Genomic DNA, 16267 nt, shown 5'->3' on the forward strand with positions numbered 1-16267 from the left:
GGACATGGCGGAGGATCACGAGGCGGCGCTCCTGCCGTGGGCGGGGAGGGCGGCGGTGCTGCTGGACCGGCACCTGCGCGTGCTGAGCGCGACTCCGCTCGCGCGGGCGCTCTCGCCCGCCTTCGCCCCGGGAGTGAGCATCGCCCGCTTCACCTTCCTGGACTCGTCCGAGGTCGAGGACCTGCCCTGCTGGGGCTCCGCCGCCGACCAGGTCGCGGCGATGCTCCGCGACTCGCTCGAGCGGCACCGGGGGGACCGGGAGTTCCTGACGGTCGTCGGGGAGCTCTCGGCGAGGAGCCCGCGGTTCGCGGACTCGTGGGCGGCCGGGGCGGAGGCCGACGCACGCGGGTCGGTCGTGTTCCTCGACACCGCGGTCGGCTCTGTTCCGATGGACTACCGGCTGGTCCGGGACGGCGCGCGCCTCCTGCTCCTGTTCGAGGCGGGTGACGCGGCGGGTCGAGAGGCGCTCGCCCGGCTCACCGCCGCTGATCAGGCGCCGGCCGGGGCGGCCAGCGCGGTGCCCGCCTCCGGAGCGGGCCGCAGCGAGGCGAGGACGTCGACGGCCGCGGCCGCCGGAGTCCCCGCTGCCGCGAGGTAGGTCACGACGTACCGGCCCGGAGCGCCGGCGAGCTCCAGGGTCTGCATCTCGAGGTCGAGCCAGCCGAACGGCTCGACGTGGACGCGGATCCACCGGTGGGTAAAGGGGCGGACCTGGTACTCGGCCCAGATCGACCGGAACAGCGGATTCTCGACCGAGCACTCGCCGACGATCTCGTGCAGCCGCGGATCGTCGGGGTCGCTGTAGAACCGCAGCGCGGCGATCAGCTCGCGGAAGACCTGGCCCCACGCCCGCAGCTGGTCCGGCGGGTCGCCGTTCGCCACGGCGCGCGCGTAGCCGCGGGAGGTGGAGAGCAGCATGTTGGCGCCGGGCACGCCCTTGTCGGGGGCGAGACGGCTCATCAGGTCGTTCGCGCCGAGGACGTCGAGGTTGCGGTCGAACGCGTACGCCGGGGTCCTCGGCCAGTGGGCGAGCAGCGACTCCACGCCCTGGCCCGGCGGAGGAGAGTCGGGACCGTGCGGGCCGGGGCGCAGCCGGGCCAGCCGGAAGAGGTAGGCGCGCTCGAACTCGTCGAAGGCGAGCGCCTCGGCGAGGGCGTTCAGCACCTGGTCGGACGGGGCGACCGCGTGCCCCTGCTCGACGCGGAGGTAGTAGTCGCGGCTGATCCGGGCGCGGTCGGCGACCTCCTCGCGGCGCAGGCCCGGCACCCGCCGCCGGGTGCCCGCGGTCGGCACGCCGACCTGCTCCGGCCGCAGCGCCGCCCGGCGAGCGCGGAGGAACTCCGCGAGGGGGCTGCGAGAGCTCATCGTGCGACTCCATCGGATCACCCGCCGCGTCGAGCGGCGGTCGTGCGGGGGTGGGGCCGTACCGGTCGTCCGGTGGGACACAGAGTACCGTCGGGCGCTCGCGGGGCCCACTGCCCTCCTGTGCCCCCCGGCCCGGCGCCGATCGGGGGCCGGGCGCTCGGGACGGTTCGACAGAGGGTGCGCTCCGGAGGGTTCCGACAGAGGGAGGAGAGCGCGGCCGCGCCCGGCGGTCAGCATGGGGTCCTCGGAACCCGTCCCTCAGGAGTCGCGATGACGATCAGTGCACTCTCCTCGCCGCCCGCGCACCCGAGCGCCCCCGAGGACGTGGTGGTCCGGATGCTGAGCTCGGCGTCGCCCGCGCGGGAGCGGCTCCTGGTGGTCGAGGGCGGGATCGGCTCGGGCCGGACGCACATGCTGCGCTCCGCCGCGGCCACCGCTCGCGCCGCCGGCTGCGAGGTCGTGGAGGTGCGGCCGGACCGGGGCGACGCCGTGATCGGCGCGTCCTCGCTCGCGCTGTTCGCCACGCTGATCGGCCGTCTGCAGCGGGTGCGCGACTCCTCCGCCTCGCCCTGCGACCCCGGCTTCCTGATCGTCGTCGACGACTGGGAGCGCTTCGACGTCGCCGCCCGCGAGACCCTCCAGGCCCTGGTGACCCGGCTGGTGGACGAGGTCGGTGCCGCCTGCCTCCTCGCCACCCGCGACCGGCGCGTCCTCGCCGGCTGGGAGGGCCTCCGGCACCGTCGCACGGAGCCCCTCGACGCGGCGGCGGCCCGCGGCTTCCTGCGCGCCCACGGCGGCCGCCGGCCGCTCGCCGTCGAGGCGCGCCTGCTGCGGGTCGCGGAGGGGAATCCGCTGCTCCTCGACGTCCTCGGGCGGGCCTGGGCCGACGAGGACGCTCCCTCGCCCTTCCCGGTCTACCCGCGACTCGAGCAGGCCGAGACCAGGGTGCTCGACCTGCTGGCTCCGCTGGCGGAGGAGTGCCGGGAGGCGCTCCTGGTCGCCGCGGTGGCGGGCGCCGAGTTCCCGGAGAGCATCGGGTCGGCCCTCGGAGACGGGGACCGCGCCCTGGTGCAGGCGGGGATCTTGACGGCGGGCGGCCGTGCGTTCCGCGACCCGGTGGTCCGCGCGGTGGTGCTCTCGACGGCGTCGCCCCGAGCGCTGCGGGCGGCACGGAGGCGGCTCGCCGAGCGCCCGGAGTCGGCCCCGCACCTCCGCCTGCTGCTCGCGGCGGACGACGCCGCCGGGCCGGAGGAGCGGGCGCGGCTGCTGAGGGACGCGGCGGAGGAGCGACTCCGCGCGGGTCGCCCGCAGGAGGCGCTGCTCCTCCTCGCCGAGGCGCGGTCGAGTGCGCGCGGTGCTGCTCTGCGGGACGAGCTCGAGGCGCGCGCGGCTGCCGTCGCGGCCTTCACCGGCGACGCGGCGGCCCTCGAGCGGGTGGTCGAGCGCTCGCGGGAGGACGGCCGGGTTCCCGGGGCCGGCGTCGAGGCGGCGCGGCTGGCCGATGCGCTGCTCCGCACGGGGGACGTGGGCGGGGTCCGCCGCGCGGCCCTCCGGGGGCTCGGCGCTCGGGTGGGGCGTGGGGGCGCGGGAGTCGGTGGTGCCTCGTCTGTCGGTGGTGTCTCTCCTGTCGGTGGTGCCTCTCCCGCCGAGACCGACGCCTCCCGCGACGACGCCAGCAGCTTCTCCGCCGACCGCGTCGCCCCTCACGACGCCGCCGCCGACCTGCTGGCGACCGTCCTCCACCTCGCCTGCATGCTCCGCGGCGATCCCGCCTGGTGGCAGGAGGCGCTCGCCGTCGGCGAGGAGCACCCCCTCGATCCCGTCCTGCGCCTCGTGGAGGCCTGCGTGCGGCCGGTCCCGGACGAGGAGTGGGAGCGCCGCCTGCTGCTCGCCGAGGACTCCGCGGTCACAGGCGACCCGTGGAAGACGGTCGCGCTGCACCTCGCCTGGTCGCTGCTCGAGGTCTCGGACGAGCGCCGCGACCGCCTCGCCGGGCTCCTCGACGGCGGGGAGGAGGCGGACGGCCTGCCCGGCGCCCTCGCCCTCCTCCGCCGCGGCACCACCGCGCTCGACCGCGGTCGCCTCGACGACGCCTCGGCCGACCTCGATCGCGCCGCCGCCCGCGCCGACGACCTGCCCGCCGTGCGCGCGCTGATCGACGCGACTCGAGCCCGGGTCCACGCCGTGCAGGGCGACCGCGCTCGCACCCTCGAGTGCGCCGAGCGCGCGACGGCCTGGGCGCTGCGGCACGGAGCGGCGTCGGTCGCGCGCGCCGCCGATCACGCCCTGTGCTCGCTCGACCTCGGCGGCGGCCGCTTCGAGGAGGCGCACGCCCGCTCCTCCTCTCGCGCCGGCGGCGATCCGCTGGAGCTCCTCGACGCAGCCGAAGCCGCCTCGCGCCTCCGCCTGCCCGAGCACTGCGCCGAGCTGGCGGCGGCCGCGGCGGAACTCGCCGCGCGGCCCCTCGCTCCCCGCGGGCGGATGCTCGCCCTCGCGGCGACCGCGGTCCTCGATCAGACCGGCGGCGCGGGCGCCCTCTTCGAGCGCTCCCTCGACCCGGCCTCCGAGGAGTGGCCGTTCGAACGGGCACGCGTCCAGCTCTGCCACGGCGAGTGGCTGCGCCGCCGGATGCGTCCGCTGGAGGCCCGCACCCGGTTCCGCCAGGCCGCCGCGGGGTTCGCCGCGGTGGGGGCCGAGCTCTGGCTCGCCCGCGCCCAGCACGAGCTGCGGGCGGCGGGCGGAGCGGGGGAGGCGCCGGTCGCCGCCGACCTCAGCGAGCAGGAGCGGCGCGTGGTCTCCCTGGCCGCCGCGGGCCTGTCGAACAAGCAGATCGCCCAGCAGCTCTTCGTCTCGCCCCGCACCGTCAGCGGGCACCTGTACCGGATCTTCCCCAAGCTCGGGGTGACCTCGCGGGCCGGGCTCCGCGACGCGCTCCTCAGCCTCGAGGACGCCCGGAGCGCGTGACGGAGCCGCAGGATCGAGTCATCCGACCTGGTGCCTGCCGCCGCGGGAGGCGCATGCTGAGCGCATGACGTCGCAGCAGATGATCGACCCCTCCGTCCCGCCGAGCGGCCCCGGCTGCGTCGAGTGCGAGCAGTCAGGCTCGTGGTGGCTGCACCTGCGCCGCTGCGCGCTCTGCGGGCACATCGGCTGCTGCGACGACTCGCTGAACCGCCACGCGACGGCCCACTACCACTCGACCGGCCACGCGGTCATCCGCAGCTTCGAGCCCGGCGAGGACTGGTTCTGGGACTACCGGACCGACGACTACGCCGACGGCCCCGCCCTGGCCGACCCGCAGAGCCACCCGGCGAGCCAGACCACCCCGGGGCCGAAGGACCGCGTGCCGCGCGACTGGCAGTACCTCCTCGCCGAGCGCGCCGAGCGCGGCTGAGCCGCGCGCCTCCGCGAGAGCGCAGGACTTTCGCGAGAGTCCAGGAGTTGTCGCACTCGGCATCGACTGCGACAACTCCTGGACAGTCGCCGGCCGCCGGCTCCCTGCGCACGTCCGCAGGCGGCGTGCAGACAGAAGTCGCTGTGCTCGCGACCGACGACGGCTACTTCTGGATGATCGCGGCGGCCCGCCCAGGAGCGATCGCCACGAGGGTCCAGGAGTTGTCGCACTGGGCGTCGAGTGCGACAACTCTCGAGCAGTCCCGGCCGTCGGAGCCGCCGACACCCAACGCTCGTCCACAGGCGGCGAGTAGCCAGGAGTCGTCGTACTCGCGACCGACTACGGCGACTTCTGGATGTTCGTGGCGGCCCGCCGAGGAGCGATCGCCACGAGAGTCCAGGAGTTGTCGCACTGGGCGTCGAGTGCGACAACTCTTGAGCAGTCGCGGGAGCAGTCGCGGGAGCAGGTCGGAGCCAGCTGCCCAGCCGGCGGCCGACGCCGCGCCTGATCGGCGTTCGTCAGCTCCGGACCCCGCCGGCCGAGCCCCGCCCCGTCACCCCCTCTCGACCCCGTCCAGCGCCTCCGCCTCGGCGATCCGCAGCCGCATCTGCCGGTAGCGGTGGAACTGGTACACCCCGTGCAGCACCGCGAGAACGACCGCGGCCGCCATCCCGCACGCGATCGCGGGGACCTCGTCCGCGCCGCTCTGCGTCAGCGCGAGCGCGACTCCGGCGCCCGCCACGATCGAGTTGACCACCGCGATCGCCGAGGACATCGTGAAGAAGATGCCCCGCCAGCTCTGCCGCCGGCCGATCTCGAGCAGCTCGTTCGGCGCGTGTCGGCCGCGCGGCACCGCGAAGTAGGCGCCCGCGCCCGGCAGCAGGGTCCCGTAGTAGCGGCGGATGCGCTGGATGGCCGTCAGCGCGGCGATGTCCTCCATCGAGGTCTGCACCAGCCGCTCGTAGGTGAACACCCCCAGCAGCACGACGACCGGGATGATCACCGCGAGGAACCCCATCGCGTACCGGGTCGGGGCGAGGAAGCCGAAGGCCACGAGCGAGCTGGAGAGCATCGTCAGGTAGAGCGAGGCGCGGCTGCTCGACTCCGTCACGGTGATGCCGCGCGCCGACTCCAGCACGAAGTGCTCGGTCAGCAGGGCGTTGAGGAAGGCGGCCGGCCGGTCCGGGAGCGACGCGGCGGAGACGGCGGCCTCGGGCAGCGCGGGCGTGCGGGGATGCTCCTCCTCGTCGAGGCGGTCGCCCGGCTCCGGATTCACGGCCGCGCCTTTCGCGGGGACCGTACCTCTCGCGGGGCCGCCCCGCGGCGTCCGCTCTTCGAGTCATCCGACTCGCGCACCGGCTCCACCCGCGCGCCTACCGTCGGACGCGACGCCGAGCACCGCCACCGGGGCGCGTGCGCAGACACCGAAGGGCCGTTCATGACCGCCACCCGCCACCTCCACTCGAACCAGCGAGACACCCTCGAGCGGCTGCTCGAGGACTCGCCGAGCCACAACGTCCTCTGGGCGGACGTGCTGACGCTGCTCGAGGCCGTCGGCACCGTCCACGAGAAGCACGACGGCGCCTTCTCGGTGACGGTCGGCTCGACGACCGAGACCCTCCACCGGCCGCACCACAAGGACGTGGACGAGCAGCAGCTCGTCGACCTGCGCCGCCTGCTCCGCGGAGCGGGGTACGGCGCATGAGCGCCGGGACGCCCGCCGACCTCACCGGGTCGGCCGCCGAGCGCCTCCGCCGGCTGGACGCGCTCGACGCGGGGGCGCTGACCGAGGAGTGGCTGCTGCGCCAGCTGCGACTCGCGCTCGGGGATCTCGCCGCGCTCGAGCCGGCCGCCGAGGCCGAGCAGGAGCGGCGCGAGGACTTCTGATGCGGCGGGCGGCCGTCCGGGGTGCACGCGGCCGGCACCCGGACGGCCGTCGGCCCGCACCCCGCAGCGCCGCCCCGCTCCGCCGCTCATCGCCCGGCCGCCGCGCTGCGGGCGCGCAGCAGCACGCCGGCCGTCGCGGTCGCCGCCAGCACGAGCGCCGCGAACACCGTCAGCACCGTCGTCGCGGCGACGAGGTTGAGCGCCGCTCCCGCCGCCAGTGCGGGCATCGCGAGCCCCGTGTACGCGACCAGGAACACCACCGCCAGGGTCTCGCCCCGGCGGGCGGGATCCGCGAGGGCGACCGCCGTGCCGATCGAGCCCTTGAAGAGCAGCCCCACCCCGAAGCCCGAGACGACGGCCCCGGCGAGGAACACTCCCAGCTGCGGAGCGATCGCTCCGGCCGCGACCGCCGCCAGCCCGACCGCGCAGCCCGCCACCGCGATCGAGAGCTGCAGGCGCATCCCCACCTTCACGAGCAGCAGCTGGCCGAGGGCCGCGGAGGCGAACACGGCGAAGGACGTCGCGCCGGCCAGCAGGTGGTCGCGCACCTGGAAGGTCTGCACCAGGAACGTCGGTGCGAGCGAGGTGAAGAGGCCGAGGACGGAGAAGGCCGAGAACGCTCCGAACGCCGCGAGCAGGAACGCCCGGCGCGCGTCCGCCGGCACCGAGAGCCGTTGCGGCCGGTAGGCGGGCGCCGTCTCCGGCACGTCGACCGTCTCCGGCACGAGGAGCAGCGCCAGGCCCGCCACGAGCAGCGCGACCAGGAACACCTGGTGCGGCAGGAGGAGCGGATCGGGCAGGAACTCGGCGAAGACCCCTCCGAGCAGCGGGCCCAGCGAGAGTCCGCCGAGGTTCACCGCGCCCGAGATCGACGCGGCGACGATCGTGTTCTCGTCGGGCCGGGCGCGGGCGCGCAGCTCGCCGAGGTGGGCGGTCGCCGTGGCGGTGAGCATCCCGATGCTGACGCCGTTGACGAAGCGGGCGACGATCAGCCCCGGCACCTCCGTCGTCAGCGAGAAGAGCACGGCCGAGACCGCCGAGACGAGCACCGCGATCAGCAGCACCCGGCGGCGGCCGAGCGAGTCGCTGACGTGACCGGCGAGGTACAGGCTCACGATCACTCCGACCGCGTAGGCGGCGAAGACGACGGTGATCACGAACGGCGGGAAGCCGTCGAGCTGCTGGTAGAGCGGGTAGAGGGGTGTCGGCACCGTCGAGTACGCCATCACGAGCAGGAAGGTCGCGGCGACGATCCAGAAGCCGACGCCGTGGCGCACCGTCGGCAGCCGGCGGCTCACGAGGTCTCCTGCAGGTGGCGGTGGGCGAAGGTGACGGCCATCGCGCCCTCGCCGACGGCGGAGGCGACGCGCTTGACCGAGCTGCGGCGCACGTCCCCCGCGGCGAAGGAGCCGGGGACGCTGGTCTCGAGGTAGAACGGCGCCCGCTCGAGCGGCCAGTCGCGAGCCGCGTGCCCACCGGCGAGATCCGGTCCCGTCACGAGGTAGCCGCCGGAGTCGCGGACGATCGCGGTCTCCGCCGCCCACGTCGTATCCGGCTCGCCCCCGATGCAGACGAAGAGGTGGGAGGTGGCCAGCGCCCCGTGCACACCGGCCGCCGAGTTCTCGACCTCGATCGACTCGAGGGCGTCGGCGCCGTGCAGGCGGGTGACGCGCGAGTCGAGCAGGATCGTCACGTTCGGCTGCCGGACGACGCGCTCCGCGAGGTAGGAGGAGAGGCTGTCGGCCAGATCCGGGCCGCGGACCAGCATGGTCACGTGCCGCGCGTGCGCCGAGAGGTTCATCACGGCCTGCCCGGCCGAGTTGCCGCCTCCGACGACCACGACGTCCTCGCCCTCGCAGAGCGGCGCCTCGCTCGTGCCGGCACCGTAGTAGAGGCCGACGCCGAGCAGCTCGTCCTCGCGCTCGAGGCCGAGCCGGCGCCACTGGATGCCCGTGGCGCAGATGTTGGTGCGGGCGACGACGGTCGTCCCGTCGGCGAGCAGCGCGTGGATCCGGTCGTCGGCGAAGCGCCCGCGGATCCCCTCGCGCATCCGCAGCAGCTCGGCGCCGAAGGAGACAGCCTGCTGCCGCGCGCGCTCGGCCAGATCGGCTCCCGCGATCCCGTGCGGGAAGCCGAGGTAGTTCTCGATCAGGCTGCTCGAGCCGGCCTGCCCGCCGATGGCCGAGCGCTCGAGGACCACGACCTTCAGCCCCTCCGAGGCGGCGTACACGGCGGCCGAGAGCCCGGCCGGGCCGGCTCCGTAGATGGAGAGGTCGTACTCCGCGAGCCGCGGCGAGCCCACCCAGCCGAGCCGGGCCGCGACCTCGGCGAGCGTCGGATCGGAGGCGCGGCTGCCGTCCGGGAACACCACGAGGGGGAGCGACGCGGTGGCGAGCGGATGCCCCGCGACGGCGAGGCACTGCTCGTCCGTGTCGATCGGCGTCCACGAGAACGAGACGACGCTGCGCGAGAGGAGGTCGCGGATCTCCCACGCGTCGCGGCTCTCGCGCCGCCCGTAGAGGCGGACCTGCGGGAGGTCCCCGGCCACGGTCACGAGGCACGCCGCCGCTCGAGCCCGTCGCGGAACTTCATCAGCTTGAGGCAGAGGTGCAGCGTGCTGCGGGCGAGGCCGTCGTCGAGCGCGTCCCGGACCGCCTCGGGCAGGTTGTCGAGACGGTAGTAGAGCGTGGTGCGGTGGATGTGGAGGAGCCCGCACGCCTCCCGCACGCTGCCGCGCACGTCGAGGTAGGCCTCCACGGTCCGCCGCTGCACCTCGTCGCCCCGCTCGAGCAGCGTCGCCGCGGCCGGCGAGAGCATGGCGAGCTGCGAGCTGTCCGCCCCGATCGAGGCGAGGAGCACCCAGGCCCCGAGCTCGGCGATGTCGGCCCGGCTACGGCCGTCGGGCAGGGAGCCGACGATGGTCGCCGCGAGAGCGGCCCGCTCGGCGGTCGGCAGGAGGTCGTCGTCGCGGACGTCGAAGCGCGCCGAGCCGATCGCATCGACGGCCGTGCCGCGGCCGCGCGCCTCCGCCCGCAGGACGTTGTCCGCCTCCGCGGCGGCCTCGGGCGCCTCCACGCTCACGAAGAACAGCACACCCTCCTGGTCGCCGAGGAACGTCAGGCCGGAGGCGGCGCTCGCGTCGATCCGCCGCGCCAGCGCCGTCCGCTGGAGGGAGCCGGTCGGGCCGGTCAGCCGCACCGCGCGGACCACGGTCTGGGCGTCCCGGCGCAGCCAGCGGCGCTCGACCGCCTCGGCGAAGGAGGCGCGCCGGGTGCCGCCGTCGCCCGACAGGAGCGCCGCGAGGACGTCCGCGCGCCGGGAGCTGCCGCCCGCCCGCGTCGAGGGGCCGAGGAGGCGGCGGATCGCTCCGACGGCCGCGTCGATGAGCGAGTACTCGGCCGGAGTGAGCGGCGCGGGCCGCTCCCGGGGGAGGAGGAGAGTCGCGAGCCGGCCCCGCGGATCCTGGACGGGGAACACGCCGTCGTGAGGCGCCTCCTCGCGCGCGCGCGTCGCGGCCAGCACCCGGCTCGAGGCGTCCTCGATCGTCACCGGGCGGTCGAGAGCCTGGGCGAGCTCGTCGGCGAGGTCCTGCAGAGTCATCGGCGGGGATCCGTGTGGGGGGCCATGCCGTGATCCTCGCGGAGGGAGCCCTCCCGAAGCGTGGCCCTTCCAGGCCCACCTTCCGCGTCGGATCCGCTGCCGGCCGCGATGAGACGCTCAGCCTCCGCTGCCGGAGCGGTCCCCGGGGAACCCGTCCGCGAGGAGGCGGTCGAGGACGTCCGGCCAGTCGAGCAGGACGCCGATGTGGCCTCGACCGGGCCGGATCGTGAGCTCCGCGGCCGGGTGGAGGCGGCGGATCCGCTCCGCGTGCGCGACCGGGACCACCCTGTCCGCGGCGCCGTGGAGGAGGAGGACCGGCGCCGCCAGGCGCGAGAGGTCGACTCCCCAGGGCATGACGAGAGCGAGGTCGTCGTCGACGCTCCCGCCCTGTTCGAGCTCCGAGGCGCGTCCGGCCTCTGCGCCGAGCGCCGTCAGCGGGCCGTCGAGGGCCGAGTAGTCGTCACCGGTGAACTGCTCCGGATCGAAGCGGGCCGTCTCCTCCCACTCCTCGCGCGCAGCCCGGCCGTCGCGCGCGCTGCGGAGAGCGCCCGGATCCTGCATGCCGTCGAACCACGCTCCGTCGTCACTGAAGGGCGCCGGGCTGCCGAACGTCGCGACGCCCAGGACGCGATCACCTCCGAGAGCCCCGGCGGCCAGTGCGTGCGGGCCGCCGCCGGAGTAGCCCGTCACCACGAAGCGCTCGATCCCGAGCAGGTCGGCGACGCGGAGCACATCGGCGGCCGCGTCCGCGATGCTCCGTCCGGGAGTGCGCATCGAGCCGCCGAAGCCGGGACGGGCGACGGAGACGAGCCGGATGCCGCGCGCCGCAGCGGCGTCGACGTGGGGAGCGAGGAGTGCGCCGGTGTGCGGTGTCCCTCCGCACCAGACGACGACAGCGCGGGGGGCTCGAGTGCCGAGGAAGTCGTGGGCGACGAGCGTGCGCGAGTCGACGCGGAACTCGTGCCGGGACGTAGCGGCGCGTCCGGTCATGGAGGAACGGTAGCCGCAAGTCGAGGGCAGTGCTCGTCGCCCGGCCCGACCGGGATGCGACGTCTCGTCGTAGGGTCGACGGGAGGGTCGGTGGACCCTCGGACGGGAGGGGTCCGCATGTCGATCGACGAGGTGTCCGACGGGATCGAGACCGCCGCCGCGCTGCCGCACGTGCGCTCCGGCTTCTCCGGCGCGACACCGTACGGGATCGCGCAGCGCTTCGCCGCGGGGGAGCTGACGCGGGAGCAGGCCGTCGACGAGCTCGGCCGCTGGCGCTACCGGTCCGGATCGCCGAGCGACGGCTTCGACTGGACGACCCTCGACCCGGGGGAGTTCGAGGAGGTCTGCCGGGCCCTGTCCGATGGTCTGCTCGACGCCGCGATGTACGACGAGATCCTCGACCGGTACAGCGGGCAGGGCTCCTCCGGCGAGAGCGCGGCGTCCGCGGAGGAGAGCGCATGAGCGCCGGCCCCCTGGACCTCGCCTTCACCGCTCCGATCGGCGTCACCGTCAAGGGCGACCTCTGGTCGTGCGTCGAGGTGCCCGGCTCCGTCGAGCTGCTCGGCACAGGGAGGTCCGTGAAGGTGGTCGCCACCGTCGACGGCGAGCCGGTGACCGCGGGCCTGCTGCCGACCGGCGCCGGCGGTCACATGCTGTCGATCAGCGCGAAACTGCGGAAGACGATCGGCAAGGACCTCGGCGACATCGTCGCCGTCCACCTGACCGAGCGCCTGAGCTGAGCACTGGCGGTTGGCCAGGGCCCGCGTGCGGATGGTCGACTCGACGGATGCGGAATCGAGTCCTGTTCGTCGTCGGGGTCACAGCGATGTTCGTCGCGCTGGTGCTGAGGCTGGTGTGGCCGGCCGGTGAATTCGCCTCCGGCTTCTCGCTCGCCCTGCAGCTGAGCGGAATCCTGCTCCTCCTGGTCTACGGGGTGAAGCACTTCACGGGGCGGCCGCGCCGGAGCTGAGCGGCTCATCCCCATCGGGGGTGTAGGAGTTGGGGTCTGAAGCCGCCGGTCTCGAGCAGGCTTCGGGCGATGTGGTTGGTCAGGTTGCGGAACCCGAGTGCGGAGCCGCGCAGGTGTTCGAGCCGTCCGTTGAGCGCCTCGGTCGGCCCGTTGCTGGTGCCGGGTCGTTCGAAGTAGGCGCGCACGTCAGCGGCTCGCTTCTTCAGGGTCCGGCCCAGGGTGGTGAGCTCGGTGAGCACCTTGGGGACGCCGGCGCTGAGGTCGGTGATCAGCTTCTCCATGAGCTCGCGGCCACGTTGCCGGTCCTCGTGGCGATAGGCGGCGATCATGCGCTGATGGACACCCCAGGTCGCCTCGACCTCGACGTGAGCGTCATCAACGAACAGCGCGCGTAGCCTGTCGCTCTGCTTGTCGGTGAGCAGGTCCGCGCCGGTGTGCAGACCGAGGCCGTCGAGTCGAGCGAAGGCGGTCAGATCAGGGCGGCCGAAGCCGGCCGGCCGGGTAGCGTCGGTCACGTCGAGGTCTTTCGGACGGATGGCCTAGGAACCTCCGTCGTCGGAAGACCTCGACGTCTATCTGCGGACCGACGCTCCCGGCCGACCTACACCGTCATCTGAGAAGACCCCTGAAACGTCTTCGCCGACGACGGGGCCGGCGAGGAGGAGGGCGCGGTGAGCTAGAAGAATGGAGCTTGCTCGGCTTCGACGCCGCCGCAAGCTCCGGTGAAACGGTCGGTACTGGTCGGTCGTGGTCGGTCACCACCGGATGGCGGCGTCCTCCACGCTCGGCGTTTGCGCAGGTCAGAGGCTCGTTCGCCCAGTGGGCGCATCAAGCGCTAGACGCAAAGCCGACGTGATGAGGTCGTCCGTTCGATTCCGACAGGCGGCTCCGGCGAACCGTTCTGGTGGTCGCGCGATGCGCTGGCCTCACGGCTCTGCCGGACACCGACGTCGCTCTCCTCTGCGACGGACCCCTCGCCGGCTGAGCGCTCGCGGCCGGCATCCTGTCCGTGTGCCGATAGGCCTCGCACCGCTCGGCAACGCAGCGTCGCGTTGCGTCGCGACCTGGCGACGGCTCGGCGGGGCGCGATCGTCTCGTGCGTTGGCGGACTACGGGAGCTTGGACGCGAGGACGTCGGCCGCCAGGATCTCGGGTGCTGCGCCGAGGAGGTGCTGGTTGGCCATCAGGGCTGCGACGATGGCGCCGTTGGCGTGGGCGTCGCGAGCGGCTTCGTCGGGGAATGCATCGAAGATCCAGAAGGTGTCGGCGTGAGTCCTGACCGCGAACCAGACAATCGTTCCTACTTCTTCGTTGGCGAGTGCGACAGCGCCGGCGAGCAGATCGGCGACCGCGTCGTGCTGTCCATCGGCCGCGACGATCTTGGCGACGAAGGCATACGGAAGTGATGCGGGTGTGGACATGAGGGACTCTCCTTGACGTCGGGGTTCTTCGTGGGACGAGTTCAGCGTATGACGAGCGAGGGCCGGTGGGGAGTGGCGTATACGGCAGTATTGCTATTGTTTACGTCATGCGTATCGGACTGATCGCGATCGACGGCTGCTTCGGTTCGGCTATCGCGTCGATCATCGACATCGTGCGGGTGGCCGACGGAGCCCGCGGCGATGTCGACCCGCGGATCGACCCGATCGAACTCGCCATCCTCGGACCGAAACGGCGAGTGACCACGACGGCATCGATGACCCTGTCGGTGGACCACCCGCTGTCGGAGTCCGGAGAGTTCGACGTGGTCGTCGTCCCTGCGCTTGGAACCCTTACGGCCGCCGCTACCAACGACGTCCTCCAGAGCCGAGATGCTCGTTCGGTCATCGCCTCGCTCGGGCGCCTCGACGAGGCGACCACCCGGATCGCCGCGGCGTGCACCGGCGTGTTCGCTGTCGCCGAGACCGGACGGATGCATCATCGGAGGGCGACGACCAGCTGGTTCCTGGGGCCGGAGTTCCTGAAGCGCTATCCGACCGTCGCCCTCGATCTCGACACCATGGTCGTGGTCGACGGGAACCTCGTCACCGCCGGCGCCGCGTTCGCCCACATCGACCTCGCGCTCTCACTCGTGCGATCGATCAGCCCCGACCTGGCCCAACATGTCGCCAAGCTCCTCATCATCGACGAGCGTCCGTCTCAGGCGGCCTTCGTCGCCTACGAACATCTCCGGCACGAGGACCCGATCGTCGTCGAGTTCGAACGCTTCGTGCGCGCCCGCCTGGACGAACCGTTCAACGTCGCCTTCGTCGCGCAGTCGCTCGGCACCAGCCGGCGCACCCTCGAACGACGAGTCCGTGCGGCGCTCAACCTCACTCCGCTCGGCTTCGTCCAACGGCTTCGCATCGAACGAGCTCGGCACCTCTCAGCAACCACGGACTTCACCTCCGCCGAGATCGCGCTACGGGTCGGCTACGCGAATGCCGAGACTCTGCGCTCCCTCCTGCGCAGGGAGCGACGCCGTTCCTGACCTATCGCCATGCCTGTAGCCGGTGTCCTAGCGCTCGACTGGAACCACCTCTCAGCACGTCGCGTCGACGCTCCTGCGTCGCCCTTGGACGACCCACTCGACACGCCCGCAGCACAGGTCATGTGACGTGTCCCGGCTTCCCGGACGGTCGGGGTTGGGTGGCTGTGATGTCGCTGCGTTCTCGTCGAGGGGGTCAGCAGACTCGATCAGGGTCGACTGGGATGAGACGCGAAGGCGGTCAGGTCAGGGCGGCCGAAGCCGGCCGGCGGGGTAGCGTCGGTCACGTCGAGGTCTTTCGGACGGATGGCGTAGGAACCTCCGTCGTCGGGAGACCTCGACGTCTATCTGCGGACCGACGCTCCCGGCCGACCTACACCCTCATCTGGGAAGAGCCAGCTGAGCTCCGGAATCGGAGGAAGACCCGTGAGCGGAGCGGAGGAGCCGGCCTGGGCGGATCCGGAGCCGGAGGTCCACCGGGCGCTCGCGCGGTGGGCGGCGGAGTGCGCGGAGCGCGCCCTCCCCGCGTTCGAGGAGCGGGACCCGGACAATGCCCGGCCCCGGCGCGCGCTCGACGTCCTCCTCGCCTGGGGGCGGGGCGAGGCTCCGATGACCGAGTGCCGCGCGGCGGCCTTCACGGCGCACGCCGCAGCCCGCGCCGCGACGCAGGCGGGCGAGCGGGCCGCCACCGCTGCCGCGCGGGCGGCCGGGCAGGCCGCAGCCGTCGCGCACATGGTCGATCACTGCTCGCACGCCGCCGTGGAGAGCAGCGCGCAGCCTCGGGCCTTCACGCGAAGGAGCGCGCAACGGATCGTCGCTCTCACTGAATCCGCCCGCCGCGCGGATGCTCTCCCAGCGATCTTCTCGCGTCGGTGAACGTCCGCGACTGCTGTGTCGTGTCCTCGGTGGGACCACCTCGGCCCCCGCACTACAGGAGGCATCATGCTCAAGCGAATCGCGACCACTATGACGACTGCGGCGTTCGCCGCCGTCCTTCTCGCCGGATGCTCGACGGCCGCCGGCTCGGCCGCCTCGTCGGAAGCGCCGGCCGACAGCCCCTCCGCCACCGCGATGGCCTCCGCCACCGCGACCGCCTCCGCTGGGACGGCGGCTCTCACGACGGCGTCCTCGCCGCTGGGCGAGATCATCACGGACGAGGCCGGCTACACCGTCTACACGTTCGCCAAGGACACGCAGAACTCTGGCAGCAGCAGCTGCTACGACGAGTGCGCCACGACCTGGCCGGCCGTGTCGGCGTCCAGCACGACCGCCGCGGACGGGATCACCGGAGAGGTCGGCTCGATCACGCGCACCGACGGGACGACCCAGCTGACCGTCGACGGATGGCCGGTCTACCGGTTCGCGAAGGACACCGCGCCGGGCCAGGTCAACGGGCAGGGTGTGAAGGACGCCTGGTACGTCCTCCTCCCTGACGGCACGATGAACAAGGAAGCCGCGGCCATGAGCACCGCCACCCCGGCGTCCTGATGCGACGGCGACCCGTCCCCGCGCAGCGAAGCGCATCGTCGGGCCGGGTCGCCGGTTCTCGACAGGCATGGACGGAAGGGATGACCGGCAGTGATCGCAGCAACCG

At 73.5% G+C, this 16267-nt stretch carries 18 protein-coding genes and 1 pseudogene; 11 read left to right on the top strand and 8 right to left on the bottom strand.

The features are described from left to right. Positions 1 to 4 precede the first annotated feature (4 nt). Positions 5 to 598, top strand: a complete 594-nt coding sequence (locus tag C5C53_RS11675; RefSeq protein ID WP_104267613.1) for a hypothetical protein — start codon at positions 5 to 7, stop codon at positions 596 to 598. On the opposite strand, the gene C5C53_RS11680 is transcribed toward C5C53_RS11675, so the two are convergent. Further along, the gene (locus C5C53_RS11680) at positions 490 to 1365 is read right to left on the bottom strand and encodes a helix-turn-helix transcriptional regulator (protein WP_181127761.1); all 876 of its coding nucleotides are present in this window, start codon (positions 1363 to 1365) and stop codon (positions 490 to 492) included. The genes C5C53_RS11675 and C5C53_RS11680 overlap by 109 nt on opposite strands. Before the next feature lie 270 nt (positions 1366 to 1635). On the opposite strand from C5C53_RS11680, the gene C5C53_RS11685 reads away from it, so the two are divergent. Together C5C53_RS11685 and C5C53_RS11690 are read left to right on the top strand one after the other, a co-directional pair. Beyond that, positions 1636 to 4329 carry a LuxR C-terminal-related transcriptional regulator gene (locus C5C53_RS11685; protein WP_104267615.1) on the top strand — a complete coding sequence of 898 codons (2694 nt, stop codon included), beginning with the start codon at positions 1636 to 1638 and terminating at the stop codon, positions 4327 to 4329. A 64-nt stretch (positions 4330 to 4393) separates the two neighbouring features. Further along, positions 4394 to 4759 (top strand): UBP-type zinc finger domain-containing protein, encoded by a 366-nt coding sequence (locus C5C53_RS11690; RefSeq protein WP_104227372.1) that lies wholly within the window; start codon positions 4394 to 4396, stop codon positions 4757 to 4759. 553 nt (positions 4760 to 5312) lie between these two features. On the opposite strand, the gene C5C53_RS11695 is transcribed toward C5C53_RS11690, so the two are convergent. After that, entirely contained in the window at positions 5313 to 6035 is a 723-nt protein-coding gene (locus C5C53_RS11695) for a hypothetical protein (protein WP_104227440.1), read from the bottom strand. Positions 6036 to 6197: 162 nt separating this feature from the next. Here C5C53_RS11695 and C5C53_RS11700 point away from each other — a divergent pair, with 162 nt between their 5' ends. Continuing rightward, a complete protein-coding gene (locus tag C5C53_RS11700) occupies positions 6198 to 6464 on the top strand; it encodes a hypothetical protein (protein ID WP_104267616.1) in 267 nt (88 codons plus the stop codon). Next, entirely contained in the window at positions 6461 to 6646 is a 186-nt protein-coding gene (locus tag C5C53_RS11705; RefSeq protein WP_104224778.1) for a hypothetical protein, read from the top strand. The genes C5C53_RS11700 and C5C53_RS11705 overlap by 4 nt, the downstream gene beginning before the upstream one ends. A gap of 86 nt (positions 6647 to 6732) precedes the next feature. Here the strand turns inward: C5C53_RS11705 and C5C53_RS11710 are convergent, their stop codons facing one another. From C5C53_RS11710 to C5C53_RS11725, 4 genes are all read right to left on the bottom strand, one after another. Continuing rightward, the gene (locus tag C5C53_RS11710) at positions 6733 to 7944 is read right to left on the bottom strand and encodes an MFS transporter (RefSeq protein WP_258075417.1); all 1212 of its coding nucleotides are present in this window, start codon (positions 7942 to 7944) and stop codon (positions 6733 to 6735) included. Then, positions 7941 to 9194 (bottom strand): NAD(P)/FAD-dependent oxidoreductase, encoded by a 1254-nt coding sequence (locus C5C53_RS11715; RefSeq protein WP_219813975.1) that lies wholly within the window; start codon positions 9192 to 9194, stop codon positions 7941 to 7943. The genes C5C53_RS11710 and C5C53_RS11715 overlap by 4 nt, the downstream gene beginning before the upstream one ends. Positions 9195 to 9196: 2 nt before the next feature. Beyond that, a complete protein-coding gene (locus C5C53_RS11720) occupies positions 9197 to 10246 on the bottom strand; it encodes a helix-turn-helix domain-containing protein (RefSeq protein WP_104267618.1) in 1050 nt (349 codons plus the stop codon). Positions 10247 to 10363: 117 nt separating this feature from the next. Then, a complete protein-coding gene (locus tag C5C53_RS11725) occupies positions 10364 to 11236 on the bottom strand; it encodes an alpha/beta fold hydrolase (RefSeq protein WP_104267619.1) in 873 nt (290 codons plus the stop codon). Between the two features lie 117 nt (positions 11237 to 11353). Between C5C53_RS11725 and C5C53_RS11730 the strand changes: the two genes are divergently transcribed. From C5C53_RS11730 to C5C53_RS11740, 3 genes are read left to right on the top strand one after another with little or no spacing between them, the layout of a single operon-like run. Beyond that, on the top strand, positions 11354 to 11698 hold the full coding sequence (locus C5C53_RS11730) for a hypothetical protein (protein WP_104227436.1): 345 nt from the start codon (positions 11354 to 11356) through the stop codon (positions 11696 to 11698). Next, the gene (locus C5C53_RS11735) at positions 11695 to 11976 is read left to right on the top strand and encodes a DUF1905 domain-containing protein (protein ID WP_104267620.1); all 282 of its coding nucleotides are present in this window, start codon (positions 11695 to 11697) and stop codon (positions 11974 to 11976) included. Before C5C53_RS11730 ends, C5C53_RS11735 begins: the two co-directional genes overlap by 4 nt. 47 nt (positions 11977 to 12023) lie before the next feature. Further along, on the top strand, positions 12024 to 12206 hold the full coding sequence (locus C5C53_RS11740) for a hypothetical protein (protein WP_104224784.1): 183 nt from the start codon (positions 12024 to 12026) through the stop codon (positions 12204 to 12206). A 5-nt stretch (positions 12207 to 12211) separates the two neighbouring features. Here C5C53_RS11740 and C5C53_RS11745 read toward each other — a convergent pair. Next, positions 12212 to 12646 (bottom strand): annotated as a pseudogene (locus C5C53_RS11745) (transposase); the annotation flags it as partial. Positions 12647 to 13315: 669 nt separating this feature from the next. After that, complete coding sequence (locus C5C53_RS11755) at positions 13316 to 13627, bottom strand: putative quinol monooxygenase (protein ID WP_033107114.1); 312 nt, start codon at positions 13625 to 13627, stop codon at positions 13316 to 13318. Between the two features lie 107 nt (positions 13628 to 13734). Between C5C53_RS11755 and C5C53_RS11760 the strand changes: the two genes are divergently transcribed. The 3 genes from C5C53_RS11760 to C5C53_RS11770 all read left to right on the top strand — a co-directional run bounded on the left by C5C53_RS11760 (position 13735) and on the right by C5C53_RS11770 (position 16161). Then, positions 13735 to 14676, top strand: coding sequence for a GlxA family transcriptional regulator (locus C5C53_RS11760; protein ID WP_053548963.1), 942 nt, complete (start codon positions 13735 to 13737; stop codon positions 14674 to 14676). 423 nt (positions 14677 to 15099) lie between these two features. After that, positions 15100 to 15549 carry a putative immunity protein gene (locus C5C53_RS11765; RefSeq protein ID WP_146083479.1) on the top strand — a complete coding sequence of 150 codons (450 nt, stop codon included), beginning with the start codon at positions 15100 to 15102 and terminating at the stop codon, positions 15547 to 15549. A 66-nt stretch (positions 15550 to 15615) separates the two neighbouring features. Continuing rightward, positions 15616 to 16161, top strand: coding sequence for a hypothetical protein (locus C5C53_RS11770; protein ID WP_146076490.1), 546 nt, complete (start codon positions 15616 to 15618; stop codon positions 16159 to 16161). The last annotated feature ends 106 nt before the right edge of the window (positions 16162 to 16267 follow it).

It is taken from the genome of Rathayibacter sp. AY1E3 (assembly GCF_002932235.1).
Taxonomy (GTDB): domain Bacteria; phylum Actinomycetota; class Actinomycetes; order Actinomycetales; family Microbacteriaceae; genus Rathayibacter.

Coding starts and splice junctions, on each gene's coding strand:
- C5C53_RS11675 (WP_104267613.1), top strand. CDS start 5: ATGGCGGAGGATCACGAGGCGGCGCTCCTGCCGTGGGCGGGGAGGGCG.
- C5C53_RS11680 (WP_181127761.1), bottom strand. CDS start 1,365: ATGAGCTCTCGCAGCCCCCTCGCGGAGTTCCTCCGCGCTCGCCGGGCG.
- C5C53_RS11685 (WP_104267615.1), top strand. CDS start 1,636: ATGACGATCAGTGCACTCTCCTCGCCGCCCGCGCACCCGAGCGCCCCC.
- C5C53_RS11690 (WP_104227372.1), top strand. CDS start 4,394: ATGACGTCGCAGCAGATGATCGACCCCTCCGTCCCGCCGAGCGGCCCC.
- C5C53_RS11700 (WP_104267616.1), top strand. CDS start 6,198: ATGACCGCCACCCGCCACCTCCACTCGAACCAGCGAGACACCCTCGAG.
- C5C53_RS11705 (WP_104224778.1), top strand. CDS start 6,461: ATGAGCGCCGGGACGCCCGCCGACCTCACCGGGTCGGCCGCCGAGCGC.
- C5C53_RS11720 (WP_104267618.1), bottom strand. CDS start 10,246: ATGACTCTGCAGGACCTCGCCGACGAGCTCGCCCAGGCTCTCGACCGC.
- C5C53_RS11725 (WP_104267619.1), bottom strand. CDS start 11,236: ATGACCGGACGCGCCGCTACGTCCCGGCACGAGTTCCGCGTCGACTCG.
- C5C53_RS11730 (WP_104227436.1), top strand. CDS start 11,354: ATGTCGATCGACGAGGTGTCCGACGGGATCGAGACCGCCGCCGCGCTG.
- C5C53_RS11735 (WP_104267620.1), top strand. CDS start 11,695: ATGAGCGCCGGCCCCCTGGACCTCGCCTTCACCGCTCCGATCGGCGTC.
- C5C53_RS11740 (WP_104224784.1), top strand. CDS start 12,024: ATGCGGAATCGAGTCCTGTTCGTCGTCGGGGTCACAGCGATGTTCGTC.
- C5C53_RS11755 (WP_033107114.1), bottom strand. CDS start 13,627: ATGTCCACACCCGCATCACTTCCGTATGCCTTCGTCGCCAAGATCGTC.
- C5C53_RS11760 (WP_053548963.1), top strand. CDS start 13,735: ATGCGTATCGGACTGATCGCGATCGACGGCTGCTTCGGTTCGGCTATC.
- C5C53_RS11770 (WP_146076490.1), top strand. CDS start 15,616: ATGCTCAAGCGAATCGCGACCACTATGACGACTGCGGCGTTCGCCGCC.